The following is a 23014-nucleotide window of genomic DNA, read 5'->3' as shown; positions in this document are numbered from 1 at the left end:
CTTTATCCGGCCGCTGAGGACTGCTCGGCAACCAGCGCGCGGGCCGCGTCGAGCTGGTCAGGGGTCTTGAGCGCGAGTGTCGTGACCCCGGGCAGGTCACGCTTGGCCAGCCCGGTCAGCGTGCCGCCGGGGCACAGTTCGACCAGGGCGGTGGCGCCCAGGTCCTTGAAGGTCTCCATGCACAGGTCCCACCGCACCGGGTTGGCGACCTGGCCGACGAGCCGGGCCAGGGCGTCGGCGCCCGTGGTGGCCTGCTGCCCGTCCCGGTTCGAGACGTACGGCAGCGCGGGGTCGCGCGGCGCGAGCTCCTTGGCCGCCACGGCGAGCGCGTCGACCGCGGGGGCCATGTGGCGGGTGTGGAAGGCGCCCGCGACCTTGAGCGGTACGACCCGCCGTACGCCCTCGGGCTTGTCCTCGGCGAGCACGGCCAGCTGCTCCAGGGTGCCCGCCGCGACGATCTGCGTCCTGCCGTTCACGTTGGCCGGGGTGAGGCCGAGCCGCTCCAGGTGGGCGATGGAGGTGTCGCGCTCGCCGCCGAGCAGCGCGGCCATGCCCGTCGCCGTGACGGCCGACGCCTCGGCCATCGCGCGTCCGCGGGCGCCGACCAGGGCCATGGCCTCGTCGTCGCCGAGCACGCCGGCGAGCGCGGCGGCGGCGAACTCCCCGACGCTGTGGCCGGCGACCGCGCCGACCGCGCCGCGCAGGTCGCCGTCGGACGGGAACAGCTGCCGCGCGGACAGCAGCGCGGAGGCCACGAGCAGCGGCTGGGCGACGGCGGTGTCGCGGATCTGCTCCTCGTCGGCCTCGGTGCCGTAGCGGACCAGGTCGAGGTCGATGAGGGCCGACCACTGCCGCAGCTTCTCCTCCGCGCCGGGGAGTTCGAGCCAGGGGGTCAGGAAGCCGGGCGTCTGGGCGCCTTGGCCGGGAGCGACGAGTACGAGCACCCTCACACTCTCTCTTGCCGACGGTCCGGGGCGCCCGTGATGACAGGGACCAAGAACCGAGAGGGTAGTTGTGGAGACTCTACAAGCTCAGAACTGGACGTCAGCGTCCGCGAGCCGCCCGAGGATCAGCGCGATCCGCAGCGTGAAGGCGGAACGTACGTCGGAGGGTGACCACCCCGTGACGTCTGTCACACGGCGCAGCCGGTAGCGCACGGTGTTGGGATGCACAAACAGCATGCGGGCCGCGCCCTCCAGGCTGCTCGCCTGCTCCAGATAGACACTCAGCGTTTCCAGCAGCGCCGAGCCCGCCTCCTCCAGCGGTCTGTAGATCTCCTCCACCAACTGCTCCCGCGCGGCCGGGTCGGCGGCGATCGCGCGCTCCGGCAGCAGGTCGTCCGCGAGCACGGGGCGGGGGGCGTCCTGCCAGGCCGCGCACGCCCGCAGCCCGGCCGCCGCGGCCTGCGCGGACCGGGTGGCGCTCTGCAGGTCGGGCACGACGGGCCCGGCGACGACGGGCCCCGCCGCGTACGGCCCGATCAGCCCCTTCGCGACCTGGAGCGGATTGTCGGAGCCGCCCGCGACCACCACGAGGCGGTTGCCGAACACGCCGGTCAGCACCTGGAGCCTGGCGTGTCGCGCCGCCCGCCTGATCGCCTCGACGGTCAGCTCGCTGTCGCCCTCGGGCGCCGTGCCGAGCAGCACACAGACGTGTTCGGGGTTGGTCCAGCCCAGCGCCGCGGCCCGGGAGACCGCGCCCTCGTCGGCCTCGCCCGAGAGCACCGCGTTCACCACGAGGGACTCAAGACGCGCGTCCCAGGCGCCGCGCGCCTCCGCGGCCTGCGCGTACACCTGCGCGGTCGCGAAGGCGATCTCCCGCGCGTACACCAGCAGCGCCTCGCGCAGCACGGCCTCGTCGCCGGGCGCCGCGATCTCCTCCACGGCGGACTCGACGACCTCGATCGTCGTGCGCACCATCTCGACGGTCTGCCGGAGGGTGATCGCCCGGGTCAGCTCGCGCGGCGCCGTGCCGAACACGTCGGTGGAGATCGCCTGAGGCCGCTCGGGGCGGCGGAACCACTCGGTGAAGGCGGCGACACCGGCCTGTGCGACGAGCCCGATCCACGAACGGTTCTCCGGCGGCATCGCCCGGTACCACGGCAGCGTCTCGTCCATCAGCGCGATGGCGTTGGCGGCGAGCCGCCCCGAGGACTGTTCGAGGCGGCGCAGGGTGGCGGCGTGCGGATGGGGTTCGTTCGCGGGTCGAGGCACGGGACAAGACTGCCTCATCAGGGCGGCGGGACGCGGGGCCGGGGCTACCGTGGGGCCCGTGATGTCCCTTCGGTACGCAGAGGACCGCTACCCCGGCGGGGACGAGGACGCCGGCATCGTCTCCCTGCACGCCTTCTCCTTCGGCGGTTTCTACGACCCCGACAACCTGCGCTTCGGCGCGGTGATCGCCTGCAACGAGGAGCGGCTCGCACCCGGCGCCGGCTTCGGCGAGCACCGGCACAGCCACACCGAGATCGTGACCTGGGTGGTCAGCGGCGAGTTGACGCACCGCGACTCCCAGGGCCGTACGACCGTGGTGCGCCCCGGCGACCTGCAGCGGCTGAGCTCGGCGTCCGGGGTCAGGCACAGCGAGCGCAACGAGGGCGGCGAGCCGCTGGTCTTCGTGCAGATGTGGCTGGCGCCCAGGGAGCCGGGCGGCGACCCCGCGTACGACCTGGTGCGCGGCATCGCCGACTCCACGCCGTACGCCCTGCCGGAAGCCGGCGCCATGCTCCATGTGCGGCGGCTCGCCGAGGGGGAGCGCTCCGCGGTGCCGGACGCCGCCTTCCTCTACGCGCACGTCGTGCGCGGCGCGGTGCTGCTCGACGGCGAGGAGCTGCGGCCCGGCGACTCGGCGCGGGTCACGGACGCGCGCGGGCTCGAACTCACCGGTCACGCGGGCCGCTCGGAGACGCTGGTGTGGGAGATGGCTCCGCCGGGCTGAGACATGCCGCGGCGGCCGGGGCCCTGGCCCCGGCCGCCGCCGAGGTGGCGCGTCAGGCGGCCAGCGCCCGGCGCAGCGTGTCCACGGCGAGGCGGATCGCGCCGTCGGCCGCGTGGGTCCCGCGCAGGGCGTTGAGCATCACGAAGTCGTGGATGATCCCCTGGAAGCGGACCGCGGTGACCGGGACGCCGGCGGCGCGCAGCTTGTTCGCGTACGCCTCGCCCTCGTCGCGGAGCACGTCGGCCTCGCCGGTGATGACGAGGGCCGGCGGCAGCCCCGCCAGCTGCTCCTCGGTGGCGCGCAGCGGCGACGCGGTGATCTCGGCGCGCTGCGCCGGGTCGGTCGTGTACTGGTCCCAGAACCACTTCATCCCCTCGCGGGCGAGGAAGTAGTTCTCGGCGAACCGGTGGTACGAGGCGGTGTCGAAGGAGGCGTCCGTCACCGGGTAGAACAGCACCTGCTGGACCAGCGGCACGTCCCCGCGCTCCTTGGCCATCAGGGTCAGCGCGGCCGTCATGTTCCCGCCGACCGAGTCGCCCGCGACGGCGATCCGGCCCGCGTCCAGGCGGTGCGCCGCGCCCTCGGCGACGATCCAGCGCGCCACCGCGTAGTTCTGCTCGACGGCGACCGGGTAGCGCGCCTCGGGGGCGAGCGCGTACTCGGGGAAGACCACGGCGGCGCCGGTGCCCGCGGCGAGCTCGCGCACCAGCCGGTCGTGGGTGTGGGCGTTCCCGAACACCCAGCCTGCGCCGTGGAGGTAGAGGATCACGGGCAGCGTGCCCGTGGCGCCGGCGGGCCTGACGATCCTGGCCCGCACGGAGCCGGTGGGGCCGCCCTGGACGGTGACCCACTCCTCGTCGGCGGCGGGATTCGCCGCGGCCGGGAGCTCGTCGAGGCCGCCCGACTGCACCTCGTCGACGGCGGCGCGGCCCTCGGCGGGCGGCAGCTGGAAGAGGAAGGGCGGCGTCGACGTGGCCTCGGCGAAGGCGGCGGCGGCCGGTTCGAGCACGGGGGCCGCGGGGGTGGTGGTGCTCTCGGACATGGGGTCTTCTCCTCGTTCCGGCGGGCCGCGGTGGGTTCGCTGCCCTGCCATCGGGCTCCGTCAGGAGGGTTTCCGTTCGGACCACCAGAAGGCTAGGGCACATTTAAATCGTGCGCAAGCTAATTTTGGGACAGTGGGTTGAGGGCGGTTTAGTTGCGCACGAGGAAGGTGCCTCACGGTCCATCGTGGGCGAGGGGATACGCTGGAGAGGCGGCCGCCCGGCGACGGACGGGTGGCCGCCGCGCAGTCGCCCAGCCAGACGAACCGGATCAGCCGGGTCAACCGCACCAGACGGATGAAGGGGAGCAGGTATGAGCGCGGACCAGGACGCCCGCACCGGCGGGCAGGCCGCAAAGGGAGAGCTGTCCCTGCTGCTCGACGACCAGATGTGCTTCGCGCTGTACGCCGCGTCGCGCGCGGTCACCGCGCTCTACCGGCCCCTCCTCGACGAGCTCGGCCTCACCTACCCGCAGTACCTGGTGCTGCTGGCGCTCTGGGAGCGCGACGGGGTGCCGGTGAAGGACCTGCGTGCCGCGCTCCAGCTGGACTACGGCACGCTGACGCCGCTGCTGAAGCGGCTGGAGACGGCGGGCCTGCTGCGCAGGCAGCGGCAGGCCGACGACGAGCGCACGGTCCGCATCGCGCTGACCCCCGAGGGCGCGGCGCTGCGCGAGCGCGCCCGCGCCATCCCCGGCGCGATCGGCGACGCGATGGGCCTGGCCGACGAGGAGTTCGACCGCACCCGCGCCAGCCTGCGCCGCCTCACCCGCAACGTCACGGCCCACGCGGAGGGCCGCGCCTGAGCCGAGCGCGCGGGCCGCCGCGGTGGCGCGCCCGCGCGGCGCAGAGCCGGTCCGCCCGCGCGGCCCCGGGGCAGGTCACCCGCGCGATCTCGGGGCGGTTCGCCCGCGCGGCCTCGGCACCCGGGGCAGGCGGCCCGCGTGATCCCTGGCCGCCCGTGCGGGGTGCGCCGCGTCAGGAGGCGCGCAGTTCCGCGAGTACCGCGTCCGTCAGCGGCGGCCACGCCTCGACGGCCCAGGGGCCGAAATCCCGGTCCGTCAGAGCGACACAGGCCGCGCCCGCGTCCGGGTCCACCCACAGGAACGTGCCGGACTGCCCGAAGTGGCCGAAGGTACGGGGCGACGACGCGGCGCCCGTCCAGTGCGGCGACTTGCCGTCCCTGATCTCGAAGCCGAGCCCCCAGTCGTTGGGCCTCTGGCCGCCGTAGCCCGGCAGCACTCCGGAGAGCCCGGGGAACTGCACCGTCATCGCCTCGGCCACCGTGCGCGGGTCGAGCAGCCTGGGCGCCTGGAGCTCCGCCGCGAACCGCGCCAGATCGGCCACGGTGGAGACCGCGCCGCGGGCCGGCGAACCGCCCGCGGGAAGCTCCGTCGCCGCCATGCCGAGCGGTTCGAGCACGGCCTCGCGCAGGTAGTCGGGGAAGGCGATCCCGCTCGCCCGCGCCACATGCGCGCCCAGCGCCTCGAATCCGGCGTTCGAGTAGACGCGCCGGGTACCGGGCGCGGCCAGCGCCCGCTGCTCGTCCGGCGCCAGGCCGCTCGCGTGCGCCAGCAGGTGGCGGACGGTCGACCCCTCGGGCCCCGCGGGCTCGTCGAGTTCGACCGCGCCCTCCTCGTACGCCACGAGGACCGCGTAGGCGGCGAGCGGCTTGGTCACGGACGCGAGCGGGAACCGCAGGTCCTGGGGCCCGTACGACCCGGCGAGTGTGCCGTCCGCGCGGACGACGGCCGCCGCCGCGTGCGGCACCGGCCACTCACCGACCCGGCGCAGGGACCTCAGGGACCCCGCGGGCCCCGGGGGAGGTGCGGACGGCGAGGACTCGTGGCGCTGCATGCGCCCGACCCTAGTTCAGGCCGCGCGGGGGCCGGGAGCGGGGGCGGCCCGGATCACAGCAGGAGCCGCATGGCGGTCGCCCGCGTCGGCCGGAAGCCGAGGGACGCGTACAGCGGCGCGCCCTCCCGCGACGCGTGCAGGTCGACCTTGACGACCCCGCGCCGCCGGTACCAGGCGAGCAGCGCCTCCATGCAGGCGCGGCAGCAGCCGCGCCGCCGCATCGACGGGTCCGTCGCCACGCTGAAGACATGGCCGCCGAGCCCCGCGGGGTTGCCGGGGGAGCCGAGCCCCTGCGTGACGGTGCCGACCACGCAGGCCGCGAGGACACCGGGCCTGCCCGGCGCGTCCACCACGAAGGCCGCCAGGTCCCCGTCCGGCTCCGCAAGCGCCCGCCGCAGGATCGCGACGCTCGCGGGCTGCCAGGAGCCGTCGTCCCTACCGGGGTTGAGCGAGTCCAGCATGACGGCGCGCAGCCGTACGAGCTCCTCCGCGTCCCCGGGGCCCGCGGCCCTTGTGGTCACAGCGGCGTGCGGCGCGGTGTCGGTGGTCGGCTCCATGGCGCGCAGCGTAGGGCGGCGGACCCGGGCGGCGATACCGGTTCGGCCCCGCGACGCGCCGCCCTTGCTTCGAGCGCACTCCAAGGAATTAGCGTGGGGGCATGACGCTGACCGAGAGCACACCGGTGGACGCATCGGCCACGGACACCTGTGCCTCAGGACCGCCAGGGCACCCCCGGCCCGAGGGGCAGGACCAGTACACGATCAGCGAGGTCGCCGCCTTCACAGGACTGACCGCGCACACCCTCAGGTGGTACGAGCGCATCGGCCTGATGCCGCACGTCGACCGCTCGCACACCGGCCAGCGCCGCTTCAGCAACCGCGACCTCGACTGGCTCTCCCTCGTCGCCAAGCTCCGGCTCACGGGCATGCCCGTGGCGGACATGGTCCGCTACGCGGAGCTGGTGCGTGCCGGGGAGAGCACCTTCGCCGAGCGGCACGAACTCCTGCTGCACACACGGCGGGACGTCCACGCGCGGATCGCGGAGCTCCAGGACACCGTCGCCGTACTCGACCAGAAGATCGGCTTCTACGCGGACGCCTCCCAGGCGTCGGAGAGGTGCTGAGCACCGATGAGCGACACCCCGCCCCCCACCCTGATCCGCCTGGGCACGCACGGGCCCGAGGTCGGCCCCCAGGGCTTCGGCTGCATGGGCATCAGCTTCGCCTACGGCCCGAGCGACCCCGCCGAGTCGCGCGCCACGCTGGAGCGCGCGCTGGAGCTGGGGGTGACCCTGTTCGACACCGCCGCGGCCTACGGGGACGGCGGCAACGAGGAGTTCCTCGCGCCGTTCTTCGCCGCGCACCGCGACGAGGTGGTGGTGGCCACGAAGTTCGGCCTCGCCATCGACCGCGAGGACCGCACGAAGCGCATCATCGACAACGACCCCGCGTACATCAGGCGCAGCGCGGAGGAGAGCCTGTCGCGGCTGGGTGTCGAGGCGATCGACCTGTACTACATGCACCGGCGCGACGTGCGGTACCCGATCGAGGAGACCGTCGGCGTCATGGCCGAGCTGGTGCGCGAGGGCAAGGTGAAGCACCTGGGGCTGAGCGAGGTCACCGCGGACGAGCTGCGCGCCGCGCACGCCGTGCACCCCATCGCCGCCGTGCAGTCGGAGTGGTCGCTGTTCAGCCGCGACATCGAGGCCAGGGTCGTCCCCGCGGCCGCCGAGCTCGGCGTCGGGCTCGTGCCGTACTCGCCGCTCGGCCGGGGCTTTCTGACCGGGGCGTTCGTCAGCGCCGACAAGGAGCTCGGCGAGGACGACCTCCGCCGCCAGCAGCCCCGCTTCACCGGGGACAACGCGGCGGCCAACGCCGCGCTCCTCGAACCCGTACGAGCCGTCGCGGGCGCGCACGGCGCGACGCTCGCGCAGGTCGCCCTCGCCTGGGTGCAGCAGCGGGCGGGCGTGCACGGCGTCGGGGTCGTCCCGATCCCCGGCACCCGCAGCCGGGCCCGCGTGGAGGAGAACGTGGGCGCCACGCACCTGATCCTGACCCCCAGCGAGCTGGACGTCCTCGAACCGATCGCCTCCCGCGTCGCCGGTGGCCGCTACGCCGACATGAGCTTCACCTCGGCGGGCCGCGAGTAGCCGGCGGGGCCGCGGGGAACGGGGCTCACAGCTCCGCGAGCAGCTGGGCCTTCTTCGAGGTGAACTCCTCGTCCGTGACGAGGCCCGCGCTGTGCAGCTCGCCCAGCTGCCTGATCCGGTCGGCGACCGAGCGCCCCGGGTCGGCGGCGGGTGCCGGGGCGTGCCGGCGCTCCCCGGGGTGGGAGCGGGCCGAGGAGCCGCCGCGCACGGCGGCGAGCACGGCGGCGGCGAACGGCAGGGACTCGTGGACCGGCCCGTAGCCGACGCCGAAGACCACCGCGGACGGGTCGAGGTCGGGCCGCGCGCGCCGTTCGGCCTCCGCCGCGGTGGGCTGTCCCGGCACGGCGGCCCGCAGGGCGGGCTGCGCGACGGCCGGCTGACGCGCGGTCAGCCGCAGATAGCCGTCGGAGCCCTCGGGGGAGCGCCACTCGACGCCCTGGAGGTCGCCGACCCTGAACGTCTGGTCGCCCGCCTTCCACTTGGCGGTGGAGGCGCCCGTCCACGACCAGCGGAAGGACACCTCGCTGCCGTCGAACGCGGCCCTGCCGTCGTACGCCTTGAAGGCGAGCGGCGCCTCAGGCGGCGCCACCAGGTGCTGGTCGGCGGGGGCCGCCGAGTCCTGCGGGCCCCGGGCCTCCAGGGCCTTGCGCAGCTCCCGCGCGTAGAACTCGGCGAGGGTCTCGCGGCCCGCGGGCACCACCAGGCGGTAGGGGTCGTACCCCTCCTTGAGCTGCCCGGCCGCCGCGTCCATCAGGGGGTCTGCGCCCGGCCGCACCACGGCGCGCAGCACCACCGTGCCGCGTCTGCCGGGGGACACCGCCACCGACGCAAGCGCCTCGTGGGGGATGCGGCGCTCCCGCAGCACCTGGAACAGCCTGGGCGTCCGTATGCCCCGTCCGAAGCGGATGAGCACGGAGTCGCCCTCGAACTCCCAGGTGGCGTGGATACCGGCCAGTACATCACCCATGTGCCACATGTTAGGCGGCGTTCGCCGCCACGTCTCCAGCCCGAGCGCGGAAATCTACGCGCGTCAGGAGTCCCCTCCGGCGTGGATTCCGTCGTGGCAGCCCGAAACGTCCCCCGCGCACACCACGGCCCCGTAGTCGCCGACGGCGATGTCCGCGAAGTTGTCCAGGCTCGTCGTGCCCGGCTGGAAATAGCCGGCGTGGCCCTGCGCGCCCGCGGCCGAGACCACCCGTGCGCCGAAGCCCGCGGAGACCGGGTCGGCGCCGTGGCCGAGGCCCACCACGTCCACGTAGGGGATGTCCTGGATCCAGTCGCCGGTGTCCCGCATCGCCCACACGCGCGCCCGCGTGCGCAGGCCCGCCGCGCTGCCGACCCGCATGCCCGGGCTGCCCGCGACGGCCACGTCGACCACGCGCCGCGGCAGGTCGCGCGCGGCCACGCCGCACACCACGGAGCCGTAGCTGTGGCAGAACAGCGAGACGGGCGCCGCGCCCGGCAGCGCCCGCGCCAGTGCCGTCAGGCGTACGGCGCCGGCCCGCGCGAGCGTCCCTATGGCGGCGTCCATGCCGAGTCCTGCGGGCGCCGTGTAGTCGGCCCAGGCGATGACGGCGGTGCTGGTGGAGGGGGAGGCGGCGCGCTCGGCGGTGTAGAGCGACGAGCCCATGCCCGCAGGGGCGCTGTACCACTTGCCGGTCTTCTGGAACGTCAGCATGTTGGTGTCCACCCCCGGCACCACCACCGAGATCCTGCGGGCGTGCGCGAGGTCGCCGAAGACCTCGGCCGCGCGCCCGGTGCCCGACGGGTCGAAGGCGAGGAAGTCCCTGCCGGGCTCCAGCATCGACGCGTACTGCTGCTCGGTCTTCGCCGCGAGGCCCCGGCCCTCGGGCGAGAGCTGCGTGTCCTCGGCCCTGCGGCGCTCCACGGCCGCCTCCTGGCGCAGCGCGAGCCGGTTGGCGCGGTAGCGCAGGGAGACGGGGGCGCCGTTGAGGTTGCCGACCACCAGGGGGTAGCGCGACACGAGCCGGGAGCGCTCGCCCGAGGTGAGCGCGCCGAAGAACGCGGCGATGCGGCGGGGCGAGGAGCGCGGGTCGGGCAGCCGGCGGTGGCCGATCGAGCCCTTGCGCCACGAGGCCACGGCCGCCTTGAGCGGGTCGGCCGGGCTCTGGCCCCGCTGTACGGCGGTCCAGCCCGTGGTCGCGAGCATCACGAACACCACGGCGAGCGCCAGGAGCGTCCGCCACGTCAGCAGAGCGGGTGAAGAGGCGAAAGGAATCACTGGCAGGCCACCCTAGAGCGCGTCGTCAGGCGCCCCCGCAGCGGGGGCGACAGGTCACGCACCGATCACGTAAAGGTCACATCTTGTGCCAGGCTAGCCGAAGGGCGGGTGTCGGGAACACAGGTGGCCGCCTCCGCCGCGCCGTCCGCCGTACGCCAGTCGCCCGCCAGGGACGGGTGCAGCGCGTCCAGATACGTCTCGGTCAGCGCCGTCAGCGCCTCCACGCTGGTCTCGTGCCCAGGCCCGCCCCAGACGCGGCCCGCCATCCGCAGCACCCCGCAGACGGCGGCGACGGCCGCGCGTGGCCGCGCGTCCCGCTCGATGTCGAGGCCCTCCCGCTCGGCGACGATCCGGGCGATCTCCTCCTCCGTCTCGCTGCCGCGGCGCATGTGCGCGGAGAGCAGCGCGGGGGTGGACTCGATCATCTGGTAGGCCTTCATCACCAGCTCGACGGGGGCGATGTCCTCGATGGTCTCGCCGATCCGGGCCCAGCCCTCGGTGATCGCGGCACGCAGCGCGCACAGCGGGCCCTCCTCGGGCGGCCGCGTCCGCAGCTGCTCGACGAACTGCCCCTCCACCAGTGAGACGATCGCCAGGGCGACGTCCTCCTTGCTGGCGAAGTAGCGGAAGAACGTGCGCTGCGAGACCTCCACCGCCTCCACGATCTCGTCCACCGTGGTGGCCTCGTACCCCTGGGTGGTGAAAAGCTGGAGCGCGACGCGCATCAGGTCGTCCCGCGTGCGCTGCTTCTTGCGCGCGCGCAGACCCGTGGGCCGTTCTGCCGCTGTGCCCTGCCCGACGCTCACTGTGGGGGAACCTCGCTCCTTCTTCCGGCGTCCTGTCCTGTCGGCGTCTGCCGGGCCGACCGGGGCGTTCCGGCCGGTCACGCCCCTCCACCACGGTAGTCCCGGCGTTTGTGAGCCACGTGACAGTTACCGACTTGTGAATTGGTTTGTCAACTGTCAGCTACTGACATTAGCGTGTGCGGTATGACAAGTCAGACCACCGTCGATCAGGCGCCCCCGACGACGGCGCCGTCCAAGAAGGGGCTGCGCGGCCACCCCTGGCTGACGCTCATCGCCGTGGCCGTCGGCGTGATGATGGTGGCCCTTGACGGCACCATCGTCGCGATCGCCAACCCGGCCATTCAGAAGGACCTGGGGGCCTCGTTCGCCGACGTCCAGTGGATCACCAACGGCTACTTCCTGGCCCTGGCGGTGGCGCTGATCACCGCGGGCAAGCTCGGTGACCGGTTCGGTCACCGCCAGACCTTCCTCATCGGCGTGGTCGGCTTCGCCGCCGCGTCCGGGGCCATCGGCCTCTCCCACACCATCGGCCTCGTGGTCGCCCTCCGGGTGTTCCAGGGCCTGTTCGGCGCCCTGTTGATGCCGGCCGCCCTCGGCCTGCTGCGCGCCACCTTCCCCGCGGAGAAGCTCAACGCGGCGCTCGGAATCTGGGGCATGGTCATCGGCGCCTCCACCGCGGGCGGCCCGATCCTCGGCGGTGTGCTCGTGGAGCACATCAGCTGGCAGTCCGTGTTCTTCATCAACGTGCCGGTCGGCGTGGCGGCGCTGGTCCTCGGCGTCTTCATCCTGCTCGACCACCGGGCCGAGAACGCGCCCAGGTCCTTCGACCTGCTCGGCATCCTGCTGCTCTCCGCGGCGATGTTCTGCCTTGTCTGGGCGCTCATCAAGGCCCCGACCTGGGGCTGGGGCGGAGGCAGCACCTGGCTGTTCATCGGCGTCTCGATCGTGTGCTTCGCGGTCTTCGCGCTCTGGGAGAACCGCGTCAAGGAACCGCTCATCCCGATGACGCTGTTCAAGTCCGTCCCGGTCTCGGCCGGCGTGGTGCTGATGGCGCTGATGGCCATCGCCTTCCTCGGCGGCCTGTTCTTCGTGACGTTCTACCTCCAGAACGTGCACGGCATGAGCCCGGTCGACGCCGGCCTCCACCTGCTGCCGCTGACCGCCATGATGATCGTCGCCTCGCCCGTCGCCGGCACCCTGATCACCAAGGTCGGGCCGCGGATCCCGCTCGCGGGCGGCATGATCTTCACGACCGCCGCGATGCTCGGGATGTCCCGCCTTGAGGTCGGCACGGGCACCGCCACCATGTCGCTCTGGTTCGCGCTGCTCGGCCTCGGGCTCGCGCCCGTCATGGTCGGCGCCACCGAGGTCATCGTCGGCAACTCGCCCATGGAGCTCTCCGGTGTGGCGGGCGGCCTCCAGCAGGCCGCCATGCAGATCGGCGGCAGCCTCGGTACGGCGGTGCTCGGCGCCGTCATGGCCTCGCGCGTCTCCGACAAGCTGCCGGGCAACTGGACGGACGCGGGCCTGCCGCCCCTGACCTCCGGCCAGATCGGGCAGGTCTCCGAGGCGGTGCAGGTCGGTGTGGCGCCCGTGCCGAAGGGCACCCCCGCGGCCATCGCGGAGAAGATCACGGCCGTCGCGCACGACACCTTCATGTCGGGCATGACGCTGGCGTGCCTGGTGGCCGCGGCCGTGGGCTTCGTGGCGATCTTCGTCGCGCTGTTGACGAAGCGCGGTGAGAACGCGGCCGCGGCGGGCGGAGCGGCGCACATCTGACGTCAACACGCGGCTGACAGAGGGTCAAATCCGCAGTTCGGAGGGGCCCGCCGGATCGTTTCGGCGGGCCCCTCCGGCTGTCCGCGGCCGCCCCGCCGGGCAGGCTGTCCCCGCAGACCGGCCACGACACGACGACCGACGGGGGTCCCTCACCATGCGACGTACGAAGAGAACGACGGCGCTCGCCCTGCTCGCCGCGGCACTGTCCTGCGCCGCGGGCGGGACCGCCCCGGCCGGGGCCGCGCCCGCCCCGCGCGGTGACTGCGCGCCGGGCGAGCTGTGCCTGTGGCCCGAGGGCGGCTACGGCGGCCCCCGGAGCAGATACGAGCTGACCGGCCTCGTCGTCCAGGACTGTGTGCGGCTGCGCGGCGCCGGTTCCGCGCTCTCGCTCGCCAACCGCCTCGGCCGTCCGGTGACGGTCTACCAGTCCGAGGAGTGCGCGGAGACCGGTGAGTTCGAGACCTATCCAGGCCATGGCACCTGGGTGCCCAGGTCGCCCTACCGCGTCCGCGCGTTCAAGGTCTGGGAGCGCTGAGCCCCTGTCCGCGGCCGGGGGAGTGCCCCAGGCGAGGGCGGGTACGCGGACGGGCGAAGGTCCGAACAGGCCTGTGGCTCGGGCCGGTAGCTCCGGGAGGAGACACGTCATGGCGGGCTTCGGCAGCAGTACCCGAACACGCATGAGCCCCCGCTCACGCGGCCGGATGGGGTCGCGGAGCGGGCCGGACGGCGCGACCTTCGGGATCATCGGGCTCGTCTGCGCGATCGCGGGGTTCTTCGTCCTCGGCATCGTGCTCGGCCCGGTCGCGATGATCACCGGCTGGCTCTCCATGAACCGGCGGTGGTCCAGCCGCCACGTCCCGGCCGTGATCGCCGTGGTGCTCGGCGCCATCGACACGGTGATCGCCCTGATCAGCCTGTTCTGACCCGGGCAGGCCCCGGGCACGCGGCCGGGGGACGGCGGTACCAGCCACCGCCCCCCGGCGCCTTCATCCCCATCTCGTCGATCACCCTTGACGTAGGCCGGATCGCCACCCGTTCGGTCCCGGAGCGGTGTCATGCGGACGAAATATCCATGGAGAAGATTCGTCTGCCGATCTGGCCGGATGCGAGAAGAGCATGAAAGTGGCAGCTCGACGCGCTGCTGGAGGCTCTGGGAACCGGAGAAGAGAACTGGTTCTTCAAAGGGTCGAGGAAAGGCAGCAGGTGCGGGGCGCTCGGTGGCCGAGGTGTCGCGATGCCACCGAGCGCCCGCGGCTACGTGCGCTTGTTGAGGTTGCTCTCCCGCAGTGCGCGCATCTGGATCAGGGTGAACTCCTGCTGGACCTCGGTGAGGTCGGCGTAGACGGTGAGCACCTCGGCCTCCTTGTCGCGGCTGACGGTGCCGGGGACCGGGCGGCCGAGTGAGGCGTAGATCTTGTCGAGCGAGAAGCGCGGGAACTCCTTGGACAGCGTCACGAGGCTCGTCCGCTGGGGTCCCCGGCCGTAGCCGCGCTTGCGGTGCACCCAGTGGTTGACGGTGGCCGAGGAGACGCCGATACGCCGGGCGATCTCGCTCTCGGAGACCTTGTAGTCCTGCTTCAGCCGGGTGAGGAGCTGCGCGAAGTCCTCCTCGTCGCGCTCGGCGGCGGGGTTGCGCGCGACGTTGCGGGCAGCGTTCTGCCCCGCGGTCGGTTCGCCCGTCGGGTCGGTGGGACGGTCGGCGGTCGGTTCAGCGTCTGCCACGGACTACAGACTGCCTGGCCCCTTCTACTTTTCGCAAGCAAAAGTAGAAGGCCGTGCCATACAGATCTCATGTGTGCACGGAGGGTGTGTGAATGATCGCGTTGAGTCACTTGTGGAGGCGTGATGTCGTTGACACTCCTGTAACTGCAACTGTAGAAAAGTAGCAGCACCTCGTCCGGAGGCGTCCCCCAGGCTCACCGACCCCGCATGAGGTACCCGATGCCGAAAGTGCTCCGCAAGGCACACGGCCAGCCGTTGCGCGACGAAATGCGTCGGCAGGGCCTGTCGGGTCCGGGCCTCGCCGCCAGGACCAAGGAGATCGACCCCACCGGGCGCGGTGTCAGCGCCGCCACGATCGGCCGCATCGCGGGCCGCGGGAGCACGGCGCGGGAGCGCTGCGAACTGAGCACGGCATGGCTGATCGCGGAGGTCCTCAACGCGCGGATGCACGACCTGTTCAGCCTGCCGCCGCCGGCCGCGGCGGGGGCGGAGAAGACCCGGGCATGACGTGGATATGCCACTGGCATATCTGTAACAGATCCCCGATTCCCGCCCGCGAGGATAGATTAATGAATAGAATGAGGCCGCCGCGAGGCGTGACCCCGCCCCCGGGCGAGGTCGCCACGCAGAAAGGGCCCGCCTCCGGTGGCACCCGGAGACAGGCCCTTCGTGCGGCAGTTCACGAGCCCGGTCGATCACTACGCGACCGGGCTCGCTGCCTGCGCAGCGCCGCCCGTCGGTCTCGACGGGTCCGTGCGCAGCCGTCCTAGCGGACGAGCTGCTCCACCGTGGCGACGACCGCGACAAGAACGCCCACCGCCGTCAGCGCGACCGACCACTTCTCGGGGCCCGTCCAACGCCTCCGCGGGGGCTCTGCCCCGTCGAGGTCTTCCTCCACGCCCGCTCCTCTCCCTCGGGTACCCCGGGCGGACGCGCCCGGAGCCCTCGCCGCGCCCGCCTTGCCGAGCGTGCGGCGAAGCTCTCGGAGGACTGGAGGAGTCAGGTCGGATCAGCATACCGGCGCCCGTGAGGGTCCACGGCCGCTTCAAGTACCCCGCCGTGCGAGGCGGTTGCGCGGCTCCGCGCCGCGCGCCCCCGGACAGGCGGCGGGGCGGGACCCCTCGGGTACCCGCCCCGCCGCCGTCGCCCCGCCGTTCAGGGCGCGCGCCCCGCGCACGGGCCGGCGCGCCCGAACGCTCCCCGCGCCCTACGCGTCGCCGCCCGCGGCGCCCGGGTCGGCCGCCGCCACGTCGAGCAGCCGGTAGCGGTCGAGGGCCTGCTTGGGCGCCGAGCGGTCGACCTTGCCCTCCCTGGCCAGCTCGGTCAGGACCGCGAGCACGATCGAGTGCGCGTCGATGTGGAAGAAGCGCCGCGCCGCTCCCCGGGTGTCCGCGAAGCCGAAGCCGTCGGCGCCCAGCGACTGGTAGGTGCCGGGCACCCACCGCGCGATCTGGTCGGGCACCGCCCGCATCCAGTCCGACACCGCCACGAACGGGCCCTGCGCGTCCGCGAGTTTGCGGGTCACGTAGGGCGTGCGCTGCTCCTCCTCCGGGTGCAGGAGGTTGTACTCCTCGACCGCCATCGCCTCGCGCCGCAGCTCCGTCCAGGACGTCGCGGACCAGACGTCGGCCCGTACGTTCCACTCGTCGGCGAGGATCCGCTGCGCCTCCTCGGCCCACGGCAGCGCCACGCCGGACGCGAGGATCTGCGCGGGGATCTCGCCCGCCGTCGCCGTCCGCAGACGGTGGATGCCCCTGAGGATGCCCTCGACGTCCACGTCCTCCGGCTCCGCGGGGTGCTGGATCGGCTCGTTGTAGACGGTGAGGTAGTAGAAGACGTTCGGGTCCTCGCCCTCCGCGGCCTCGCCGTACATCCGGCGCAGGCCGTCCCTGACGATGTGCGCGATCTCGAAGCCGTACGCCGGGTCGTAGGCGACGCATCCCGGGTTGGTCGACGCCAGCAGGTGCGAGTGGCCGTCCGCGTGCTGGAGGCCCTCACCGGTCAGCGTCGTGCGGCCCGCGGTCGCGCCCAGCACGAAACCGCGCGCCATCTGGTCCGCCATCTGCCAGAACTGGTCGCCGGTGCGCTGGAACCCGAACATCGAATAGAAGACGTACACCGGGATCAGCGGCTCGCCGTGCGTGGCGTACGCGGAGCCCGCGGCGATCGCCGACGCCGTGCACCCCGCCTCCGTGATGCCGTCGTGCAGCAGCTGCCCGGTCTCCGACTCCTTGTACGACAACAGGAGTTCGCGGTCCACCGACTCGTACTGCTGGCCCAGCGGGTTGTAGATCCTGGCGCTCGGGAAGAACGAGTCCATGCCGAACGTGCGGTACTCGTCCGGCGCGATCAGCACGAACCGCCTGCCGATCTCCTTGTCCCGCATCAGGTCCTTCAACAGCCGGACGAACGCCATCGTCGTCGCGATCGACTGCTGCCCCGAGCCCTTCCTGACCGTCGCGTACGCCTTGTCGCCCGGCAGCGTGAGCGGCTTCGAGCGCACCACGCGCGTCGGCACGTAGCCGCCGAGCGCCTGGCGGCGGTCGTGCATGTACTGGATCTCCTCCGAGTCCCGGCCCGGGTGGTAGTACGGCGGCAGGCCGTTCTCCAACTCCTTGTCCGCGATGGGCAGGTGGAGCCGGTCGCGGAAGCCCTTCAGGTCGTCGACCGTCAGCTTCTTCATCTGGTGCGTCGCGTTGCGGCCCTCGAAGTTCGGGCCGAGCGTCCACCCCTTGACGGTCTGCGCCAGGATCACCGTCGGCTGGCCGCTGTGCGCCTTCGCCGCCGCGTACGCCGCGAACACCTTGCGGTGGTCGTGGCCGCCGCGGCCGAGGTGCAGGATCTGCTCGTCCGTCATGTTCTCGACCATCGCGCGCAGCCGGTGGTCGTCGCCGAAGAAGTGGTCCCTGATATAGGCGCCGCTCTCCGTCGCGTACGTCTGGAACTGCCCGTCCGGCGTGGTGTTGAGGCGGTTGACCAGCACGCCGTCGCGGTCCTGCGCGAGCAGCGGGTCCCAGGTGCGGTCCCACACCAGCTTGATGACGTTCCAGCCGGCGCCGCGGAACACCGACTCCAGCTCCTGGATGATCTTGCCGTTGCCGCGGACCGGGCCGTCGAGGCGCTGGAGGTTGCAGTTGACGACGAAGGTGAGGTTGTCGAGGTTCTCGCGCGCCGCGATCGTCAGCTGGCCGAGCGACTCGACCTCGTCCATCTCGCCGTCGCCGAGGTACGCCCACACGTGCGAGTCGGAGGTGTCCGCGATGCCGCGCGCGTGCATGTAGCGGTTCATCCGCGCCTGGTAGATCGCGGCGAGCGGGCCGAGGCCCATCGACACCGTGGGGAACTCCCAGAAGTCCGGCATCAGCCGCGGATGCGGGTAGCTGGAGAGGCCGTCGGGCGCCTTCGACTTCTCCTGCCTGAACGCGTCGAGCTGCGCCTCGCTGAGGCGGTCGAGCAGGAAGGCGCGGGCGTAGATGCCGGGGGACGCGTGCCCCTGGAAGAAGATCTGGTCGCCCGACCTGCCCCCGTCCTTGCCGCGGAAGAAGTGGTTGAAGCCCACGTCGTAGAGCGACGCCGACGACGCGAAGGTCGCGATGTGGCCGCCGACCCCGATGCCGGGGCGCTGCGCCCGCGAGACCATCACGGCCGCGTTCCAGCGGGTCGCGTTGAGGATCTTGCGCTCGATCTCCTCGTTGCCTGGGAAGAACGGCTCGTCCTTGGTGGCGATGGTGTTGACGTAGTCCGTGCTGCGCATCTCCGGCACGGCGACGCGCTTCTCCCGCGCGCGCTCGATCAGCCGGAGCATCAGGTACCGGGCGCGCTCCCGGCCGCGCTCGTCGACCGCGGCGTCGAGCGAGTCGAGCCACTCCTGGGTCTCTTCGGGGTCGAAGTCCGGGACCTGGCTGGGAAGGCCGCCAATGATGATCGGGGTGCGATCTGATCCGGAAGCCACGCTGTTCCCTCGCTGTCTGTGGGCTGTCTGGGCTGTCTGGGCTGTTTGGGCTGGTTCCGTGGGGGTGTCGTACGCCGCACCCATCGTGTACCGCGACGTACGCGGACGTCACCTCTACCGAGAGGTAACAGGCGGCGGGCGGCCGCCGGGCCGCGCGGGGCCGGTACGGGCGCGCCGTACGGGTAACGCGCGCCCACCCGCGTAACGTGCCCGTACCCCCGCGACCGGGGGAGCGCGGCGGCGCCGGGGCCACGCCCGGGCCCGGCGGATCCGCGACGGTTCCTACCCGAATGGCGTAGCCGTACGGCATACCATGGCAAACATGGAGAAAAGAAGCGCGGGCCGTCGCACAGGGTCGCCCCCCGACCGCCCCAGGGAACGGGGGAGAGGCCCGGAACGTCACCGTTTCGGCGGTCTCGGCCGCCGGGTACTTGCGCGATCCGTCGCGCCCGTGTGGACTACGGCCAATGCTTCGCCCGTGCGCGAAGCCGAAGAACTCACCGAAACATGATCAGGAGGCAATCCGTGAGCGCGACCGCGGACCACGCGGAGGAGCGGACCAACCAGGCGGCACGTCTGGGGTTCGAGCCCGGACAGGTGGTCCAGGAGATCGGCTACGACGACGACGTCGAGCCGGAGCTCCGCGAGTCCATCGAGGCCGTCACAGGCCAGGACCTCGTCGACGAGGAGTACGACGACGTTGCCGACGCCGTCCTCCTCTGGTTCAGGGACGAGGACGGCGACCTTACGGACGCGCTGGTGGACGCCATCGGCCTGATCGAGGACGGCGGCGTGATCTGGCTGCTGACGCCCAAGACCGGCCGCGACGGCTACGTCGAGCCGAGCGACATCAACGAGGCAGCCCAGACGGCCGGCCTGTCGCAGACCAAGAGCGTCAGCGCCGGCAAGGACTGGACCGGAAGCCGGCTCGTCACGCCCAAGACGGCCAAGAGCAAGCGCTGAGCCCGCCGCCCCGGCCCCGCCGCCCGACCTGGCGCGGGCCGGGAGCGGCGCGCTGCCGCAAGTACCTGGGGCCCGCCCGTCAGGGCGTACGGCCCCGCTGCGTAGGCTGACCCGGGTGCGGGCGGCCGCGGGACGGAGCGCCGCCCCCGCGGGAAAGGACACGCCCCATGGCCGTCGCGGTCGGCGCGCAGGCGCCGGACCTCAGCCTCCAGGACCAGCACGGCAGGACCGTGCGGCTCTCGGACCACCGCGCCGGCGGCGACCGCCCCGGCAGCCCGGTCCTCCTGGTCTTCTATCCGCACGCGTTCAGCGGTACCTGCACCGGCGAGCTCCAGGAGCTGCGCGACCGGGCCGCTGCCTTCGAGGACGCGGGCGCCCAGGTGCTCGGCTGCTCCGTCGACTCGCTCTACGCCCAGCGCGCCTTCGCCGAGCAGGAGGGCTTCGACTTCCCGCTGCTCGCCGACTTCTGGCCGCACGGCGCAGCCGCCCGCGCCTACGGCGTCCTGGACGAGGAGCGGGGCCGCGCGGTACGCGGCACGTTCCTCGTCGACACGGCCGGGATCCTGCGCTGGAGCGTGGTCAACCCCGTCCACGAGGCCCGGGACACCGACGCCTATCTGCGGGCGCTCGCACGGCTCTGACGTGCCGCGCCGCGGGGGCGCGCGCCCCGGTGGCCCGCCGCCGAAATAGCGCGGGGCACGGGAACCGGTCACTAGGATCGAGACGTTGATCCGAATGGCAACGCATCAGGGGGCGCGAGGCCCGCGGCAGCTGCCGCTGACCACGGCCGCCGGCCCCGACAACCAATGGGAGGACTCGTGGGAGTCAGCCTCAGCAAGGGCGGAAACGTCTCGCTGACCAAGGCCGCGCCCAACCTGACCGCGGTGACCGTGGGTCTGGGCTGGGACGTCCGTACGACGACAGGGCAGGACTTCGACCTCGACGCCAGCGCGCTGCTGACGAACGCCGAGGGCAAGGTCACGCAGGACGCCAACTTCGTCTTCTTCAACAACCTCAAGAGCCCCGACGGCTCCGTCGAGCACACCGGGGACAACCTCACCGGCGAGGGCGAGGGCGACGACGAGCAGATCAAGGTCAACCTGACCACGGTCCCCGCCGACGTCGAGAAGATCGTCTTCCCGGTCTCCATCTACGACGCGGAGACCCGCCAGCAGTCCTTCGGCCAGGTGCGCAACGCCTTCATCCGCGTGGTCAACCAGGCCGACAACAACGAGCTGGCCCGCTACGACCTCACCGAGGACGCCTCGACGGAGACCGCGATGGTCTTCGGCGAGCTGTACCGCAACGGCGCCGAGTGGAAGTTCCGCGCCATCGGCCAGGGGTACGCCTCGGGGCTGCGCGGCATCGCGCAGGACTTCGGCGTCAACGTCTGAGCCGCGGCCGAGGCCGCACCGCGCACGGCACGCCCGTCCGGCGCCGCACGCTCCCGTGCGGCGCCGCACGGGCCTTCCGGGCCCCGAGGGGCGGGAAGGCCGCACGGAGGGCCGGAACCGTTCCGGGCCGAAGCGGCGTGAAGTGCATGAAGAACACCCCCGTGGGCAGGACGACAAGCGCGTCGGGCCCCCGCCCGCAGGGGGCCGCACGACCGCGCCGGGGCCACCGCCCCGGACCACCATCGGGGAGGACAACACCATGGGCGTCACGCTCGCCAAGGGAGGCAACGTCTCCCTCTCCAAGGCCGCACCCAACCTCACGCAGGTGCTCGTAGGGCTCGGCTGGGACGCGCGCTCCACCACGGGAGCCGACTTCGACCTCGACGCCAGCGCGCTGATGTGCCGCGAGGGCCGCGTCATGGGCGACGAGTACTTCGTGTTCTACAACAACCTCAAGAGCCCCGAGGGGTCGGTCGAGCACACCGGCGACAATCTCACCGGTGAGGGCGAGGGCGACGACGAGACGCTGCTGGTGGACCTGACGCTGGTGCCGCAGAACTGCGACAAGATCGTCTTCCCGGTCTCGATCCACGACGCCGACAACAGGCGCCAGACCTTCGGCCAGGTCAGCAACGCGTTCATCCGCGTCGTCAACCAGGCGGACGGCCAGGAGCTGGCCCGCTACGACCTCACCGAGGACGCCTCGACCGAGACGGCGATGATCTTCGGAGAGCTCTACCGGCACGGCGGCGAGTGGAAGTTCCGGGCCGTGGGCCAGGGGTACGCGTCGGGGCTGCGGGGCATCGCCCTAGACTTCGGGGTCAATGTTGCGTAAAGCAGTGCTCTGCACGGGGGAAAGCCCGTATCACCGGATGGGGTAGCAGTGATCCTGAAAACCTTTCGCTGGCCGTTGGTCATCACGGTCCTCGGCCTTGCGGCCTCGGCCGTGTTCTGGGGGTGGGAGGCGTTCGGGGTCGTCCTGATCCTTTCGATCCTGGAAATCTCCCTCTCCTTCGACAACGCGGTCGTCAACGCCGGCGTGCTGAAGAAGCTCAACGCCTTCTGGCAGAAGATCTTCCTCACCATCGGCGTGCTGATCGCCGTCTTCGGCATGCGGCTGGTCTTCCCCGTGCTGATCGTGGCCATCACGGCCAAGGTGAACCCCGTCGAGGCGGTGCGGCTCGCGGTCGACAACCCGAGCCGCTACGAGTCGCTGGTGACCGACGCCCACCCGGCGATCGCCGCCTTCGGCGGGATGTTCCTGCTGATGATCTTCCTGGACTTCATCCTTGAGGACCGGGACATCAAGTGGCTCGCCTGGATCGAGCGGCCCCTCGCCAAGCTCGGCAAGGTCGACATGCTCTCGGTCTGCGTCGCGCTGATCGTCCTCGTCGTCACGTCCCTGACCTTCGCCGCGCACGCCCACACCAGTGCGGGCCACGGCGTCGACAAGTCCTCCACGGTCCTGCTGTCCGGGGTCGCGGGCCTCATCACGTACCTCGTCGTGGGCGGGCTCTCCTCGCACTTCGAGAACAGCCTGGAGGAAGCCGAGGAGCGCGAGGAGGAAGAGGAGGAGAAGGCGCGCGCCGAGGGGCGCGCGGTCTCCGCTGTCGGCCTCGCGGGCAAGGCCGCCTTCTTCATGTTCCTCTACCTGGAGGTGCTCGACGCGTCGTTCTCGTTCGACGGCGTCATCGGCGCCTTCGCCATCACCAACCACATCTTCTGGATGGCGGTCGGCCTCGGCATCGGCGCCATGTACATCAGGTCCCTCACGGTCTACCTGGTGCGCCAGGGCACCCTGGACGACTACGTCTACCTGGAGCACGGCGCGCACTACGCGATCGGCGCCCTCGCCGTGATCCTGCTCGTCACGATCCAGCACGAGATCAACGAGGTCGTCACCGGCCTTGTCGGCGTGGTCCTCATCGGCGCCTCGTTCTGGTCGTCGATCCGCCGCAACCGGGCCCTGTCGGCCCAGGGCGGCGACGGAGACGGCGGCGACAGCGGGTCGCCCGGCGCCCAGGAGAAGGCGGGCGCGCAGGCCTGAGCCGGGCGCCGGCGCGCGCCTGCCCGGCGCCCTTGTCGTACGGATATGCCGGCGCGCGACAGGTGTGCGACTCCGTGCGACCCCGTGTGACCCGTCGAGGGCGCGGACGGGTGTGTGCGGCGCCGGT

The 23014-nt window shown here is 72.4% G+C and carries 24 protein-coding genes; 13 read left to right on the top strand and 11 right to left on the bottom strand.

What is annotated here, in order from left to right:
- Positions 1-2 precede the first annotated feature (2 nt).
- Positions 3-944: an ACP S-malonyltransferase gene (locus ABEA77_RS07585; protein WP_345642974.1), complete on the bottom strand. Its 942-nt coding sequence runs from the start codon at positions 942-944 to the stop codon at positions 3-5.
- A gap of 87 nt (positions 945-1031) precedes the next feature.
- Complete coding sequence (locus ABEA77_RS07580; protein ID WP_425588220.1) at positions 1032-2231, bottom strand: PucR family transcriptional regulator; 1200 nt, start codon at positions 2229-2231, stop codon at positions 1032-1034.
- Between the two features lie 43 nt (positions 2232-2274).
- Here ABEA77_RS07580 and ABEA77_RS07575 point away from each other — a divergent pair, with 43 nt between their 5' ends.
- Positions 2275-2937, top strand: coding sequence for a pirin family protein (locus tag ABEA77_RS07575; RefSeq protein ID WP_345643126.1), 663 nt, complete (start codon positions 2275-2277; stop codon positions 2935-2937).
- A 52-nt stretch (positions 2938-2989) separates the two neighbouring features.
- On the opposite strand, the gene ABEA77_RS07570 is transcribed toward ABEA77_RS07575, so the two are convergent.
- Complete coding sequence (locus tag ABEA77_RS07570) at positions 2990-3979, bottom strand: alpha/beta hydrolase (protein WP_345642969.1); 990 nt, start codon at positions 3977-3979, stop codon at positions 2990-2992.
- A 311-nt stretch (positions 3980-4290) separates the two neighbouring features.
- Between ABEA77_RS07570 and ABEA77_RS07565 the strand changes: the two genes are divergently transcribed.
- On the top strand, positions 4291-4782 hold the full coding sequence (locus ABEA77_RS07565; protein ID WP_345642967.1) for a MarR family winged helix-turn-helix transcriptional regulator: 492 nt from the start codon (positions 4291-4293) through the stop codon (positions 4780-4782).
- A gap of 172 nt (positions 4783-4954) precedes the next feature.
- Here the strand turns inward: ABEA77_RS07565 and ABEA77_RS07560 are convergent, their stop codons facing one another.
- Together ABEA77_RS07560 and ABEA77_RS07555 are read right to left on the bottom strand one after the other, a co-directional pair.
- Entirely contained in the window at positions 4955-5833 is an 879-nt protein-coding gene (locus ABEA77_RS07560) for a serine hydrolase domain-containing protein (RefSeq protein WP_345642965.1), read from the bottom strand.
- A 53-nt stretch (positions 5834-5886) separates the two neighbouring features.
- The gene (locus ABEA77_RS07555) at positions 5887-6390 is read right to left on the bottom strand and encodes a GNAT family N-acetyltransferase (RefSeq protein WP_345642963.1); all 504 of its coding nucleotides are present in this window, start codon (positions 6388-6390) and stop codon (positions 5887-5889) included.
- A gap of 101 nt (positions 6391-6491) precedes the next feature.
- Here ABEA77_RS07555 and ABEA77_RS07550 point away from each other — a divergent pair, with 101 nt between their 5' ends.
- Together ABEA77_RS07550 and ABEA77_RS07545 are read left to right on the top strand one after the other, a co-directional pair.
- Positions 6492-6956 (top strand): MerR family transcriptional regulator, encoded by a 465-nt coding sequence (locus ABEA77_RS07550; RefSeq protein WP_345642961.1) that lies wholly within the window; start codon positions 6492-6494, stop codon positions 6954-6956.
- A gap of 6 nt (positions 6957-6962) precedes the next feature.
- Positions 6963-7982, top strand: a complete 1020-nt coding sequence (locus ABEA77_RS07545; protein WP_345642959.1) for an aldo/keto reductase — start codon at positions 6963-6965, stop codon at positions 7980-7982.
- 25 nt (positions 7983-8007) lie between these two features.
- Here the strand turns inward: ABEA77_RS07545 and ABEA77_RS07540 are convergent, their stop codons facing one another.
- The 3 genes from ABEA77_RS07540 to ABEA77_RS07530 all read right to left on the bottom strand — a co-directional run bounded on the left by ABEA77_RS07540 (position 8008) and on the right by ABEA77_RS07530 (position 11030).
- The gene (locus tag ABEA77_RS07540) at positions 8008-8949 is read right to left on the bottom strand and encodes a DUF4429 domain-containing protein (RefSeq protein ID WP_345642956.1); all 942 of its coding nucleotides are present in this window, start codon (positions 8947-8949) and stop codon (positions 8008-8010) included.
- A gap of 63 nt (positions 8950-9012) precedes the next feature.
- Positions 9013-10224, bottom strand: coding sequence for an alpha/beta hydrolase (locus ABEA77_RS07535; protein WP_345642954.1), 1212 nt, complete (start codon positions 10222-10224; stop codon positions 9013-9015).
- A 65-nt stretch (positions 10225-10289) separates the two neighbouring features.
- Positions 10290-11030 (bottom strand): TetR family transcriptional regulator, encoded by a 741-nt coding sequence (locus tag ABEA77_RS07530; RefSeq protein ID WP_345642952.1) that lies wholly within the window; start codon positions 11028-11030, stop codon positions 10290-10292.
- A gap of 183 nt (positions 11031-11213) precedes the next feature.
- Here ABEA77_RS07530 and ABEA77_RS07525 point away from each other — a divergent pair, with 183 nt between their 5' ends.
- From ABEA77_RS07525 to ABEA77_RS07515, 3 genes are all read left to right on the top strand, one after another.
- On the top strand, positions 11214-12809 hold the full coding sequence (locus ABEA77_RS07525) for an MFS transporter (RefSeq protein WP_345642949.1): 1596 nt from the start codon (positions 11214-11216) through the stop codon (positions 12807-12809).
- A 154-nt stretch (positions 12810-12963) separates the two neighbouring features.
- The gene (locus ABEA77_RS07520) at positions 12964-13344 is read left to right on the top strand and encodes a peptidase inhibitor family I36 protein (protein ID WP_345642946.1); all 381 of its coding nucleotides are present in this window, start codon (positions 12964-12966) and stop codon (positions 13342-13344) included.
- 109 nt (positions 13345-13453) lie between these two features.
- A complete protein-coding gene (locus ABEA77_RS07515) occupies positions 13454-13732 on the top strand; it encodes a small hydrophobic protein (protein WP_345642943.1) in 279 nt (92 codons plus the stop codon).
- A 331-nt stretch (positions 13733-14063) separates the two neighbouring features.
- On the opposite strand, the gene ABEA77_RS07510 is transcribed toward ABEA77_RS07515, so the two are convergent.
- Positions 14064-14531 carry a helix-turn-helix domain-containing protein gene (locus tag ABEA77_RS07510; RefSeq protein WP_345642940.1) on the bottom strand — a complete coding sequence of 156 codons (468 nt, stop codon included), beginning with the start codon at positions 14529-14531 and terminating at the stop codon, positions 14064-14066.
- 219 nt (positions 14532-14750) lie between these two features.
- Here ABEA77_RS07510 and ABEA77_RS07505 point away from each other — a divergent pair, with 219 nt between their 5' ends.
- Positions 14751-15038 (top strand): XRE family transcriptional regulator, encoded by a 288-nt coding sequence (locus ABEA77_RS07505; protein WP_345642937.1) that lies wholly within the window; start codon positions 14751-14753, stop codon positions 15036-15038.
- Positions 15039-15297: 259 nt separating this feature from the next.
- Here the strand turns inward: ABEA77_RS07505 and ABEA77_RS07500 are convergent, their stop codons facing one another.
- Both ABEA77_RS07500 and aceE read right to left on the bottom strand, forming a co-directional pair.
- Positions 15298-15429: a hypothetical protein gene (locus ABEA77_RS07500; RefSeq protein ID WP_345642934.1), complete on the bottom strand. Its 132-nt coding sequence runs from the start codon at positions 15427-15429 to the stop codon at positions 15298-15300.
- Positions 15430-15738: 309 nt separating this feature from the next.
- Positions 15739-18483 (bottom strand): pyruvate dehydrogenase (acetyl-transferring), homodimeric type, encoded by a 2745-nt coding sequence (gene aceE / locus ABEA77_RS07495; protein WP_345642931.1) that lies wholly within the window; start codon positions 18481-18483, stop codon positions 15739-15741.
- A gap of 525 nt (positions 18484-19008) precedes the next feature.
- Here aceE and ABEA77_RS07490 point away from each other — a divergent pair.
- The 5 genes from ABEA77_RS07490 (at position 19009) to ABEA77_RS07470 (ending at position 22887) form a co-directional block, all read left to right on the top strand.
- Positions 19009-19446, top strand: a complete 438-nt coding sequence (locus tag ABEA77_RS07490; protein ID WP_345642928.1) for a DUF3052 domain-containing protein — start codon at positions 19009-19011, stop codon at positions 19444-19446.
- A gap of 167 nt (positions 19447-19613) precedes the next feature.
- Positions 19614-20087, top strand: a complete 474-nt coding sequence (locus ABEA77_RS07485) for a peroxiredoxin (RefSeq protein ID WP_345642926.1) — start codon at positions 19614-19616, stop codon at positions 20085-20087.
- Positions 20088-20264: 177 nt separating this feature from the next.
- Entirely contained in the window at positions 20265-20840 is a 576-nt protein-coding gene (locus tag ABEA77_RS07480) for a TerD family protein (RefSeq protein WP_345642924.1), read from the top strand.
- A 259-nt stretch (positions 20841-21099) separates the two neighbouring features.
- Positions 21100-21675, top strand: a complete 576-nt coding sequence (locus ABEA77_RS07475) for a TerD family protein (RefSeq protein ID WP_345642921.1) — start codon at positions 21100-21102, stop codon at positions 21673-21675.
- Positions 21676-21723: 48 nt separating this feature from the next.
- A complete protein-coding gene (locus tag ABEA77_RS07470; RefSeq protein ID WP_345642918.1) occupies positions 21724-22887 on the top strand; it encodes a DUF475 domain-containing protein in 1164 nt (387 codons plus the stop codon).
- The last annotated feature ends 127 nt before the right edge of the window (positions 22888-23014 follow it).

It is taken from the genome of Streptomyces tremellae (assembly GCF_039540215.1).
GTDB lineage: Bacteria > Actinomycetota > Actinomycetes > Streptomycetales > Streptomycetaceae > Streptomyces > Streptomyces tremellae.
Note: the sequence above shows the minus strand (reverse complement) of the source record. Positions and strands in the feature narration are given on the sequence as shown.

Coding starts and splice junctions, on each gene's coding strand:
- ABEA77_RS07580 (WP_425588220.1), bottom strand. CDS start 2,231: ATGAGGCAGTCTTGTCCCGTGCCTCGACCCGCGAACGAACCCCATCCG.
- ABEA77_RS07520 (WP_345642946.1), top strand. CDS start 12,964: ATGCGACGTACGAAGAGAACGACGGCGCTCGCCCTGCTCGCCGCGGCA.
- ABEA77_RS07485 (WP_345642926.1), top strand. CDS start 19,614: ATGGCCGTCGCGGTCGGCGCGCAGGCGCCGGACCTCAGCCTCCAGGAC.
- ABEA77_RS07565 (WP_345642967.1), top strand. CDS start 4,291: ATGAGCGCGGACCAGGACGCCCGCACCGGCGGGCAGGCCGCAAAGGGA.
- ABEA77_RS07515 (WP_345642943.1), top strand. CDS start 13,454: ATGGCGGGCTTCGGCAGCAGTACCCGAACACGCATGAGCCCCCGCTCA.
- ABEA77_RS07540 (WP_345642956.1), bottom strand. CDS start 8,949: ATGGGTGATGTACTGGCCGGTATCCACGCCACCTGGGAGTTCGAGGGC.
- ABEA77_RS07555 (WP_345642963.1), bottom strand. CDS start 6,390: ATGGAGCCGACCACCGACACCGCGCCGCACGCCGCTGTGACCACAAGG.
- ABEA77_RS07560 (WP_345642965.1), bottom strand. CDS start 5,833: ATGCAGCGCCACGAGTCCTCGCCGTCCGCACCTCCCCCGGGGCCCGCG.
- ABEA77_RS07505 (WP_345642937.1), top strand. CDS start 14,751: ATGCCGAAAGTGCTCCGCAAGGCACACGGCCAGCCGTTGCGCGACGAA.
- ABEA77_RS07475 (WP_345642921.1), top strand. CDS start 21,100: ATGGGCGTCACGCTCGCCAAGGGAGGCAACGTCTCCCTCTCCAAGGCC.
- ABEA77_RS07545 (WP_345642959.1), top strand. CDS start 6,963: ATGAGCGACACCCCGCCCCCCACCCTGATCCGCCTGGGCACGCACGGG.
- ABEA77_RS07525 (WP_345642949.1), top strand. CDS start 11,214: ATGACAAGTCAGACCACCGTCGATCAGGCGCCCCCGACGACGGCGCCG.
- ABEA77_RS07575 (WP_345643126.1), top strand. CDS start 2,275: ATGTCCCTTCGGTACGCAGAGGACCGCTACCCCGGCGGGGACGAGGAC.
- ABEA77_RS07550 (WP_345642961.1), top strand. CDS start 6,492: ATGACGCTGACCGAGAGCACACCGGTGGACGCATCGGCCACGGACACC.
- ABEA77_RS07570 (WP_345642969.1), bottom strand. CDS start 3,979: ATGTCCGAGAGCACCACCACCCCCGCGGCCCCCGTGCTCGAACCGGCC.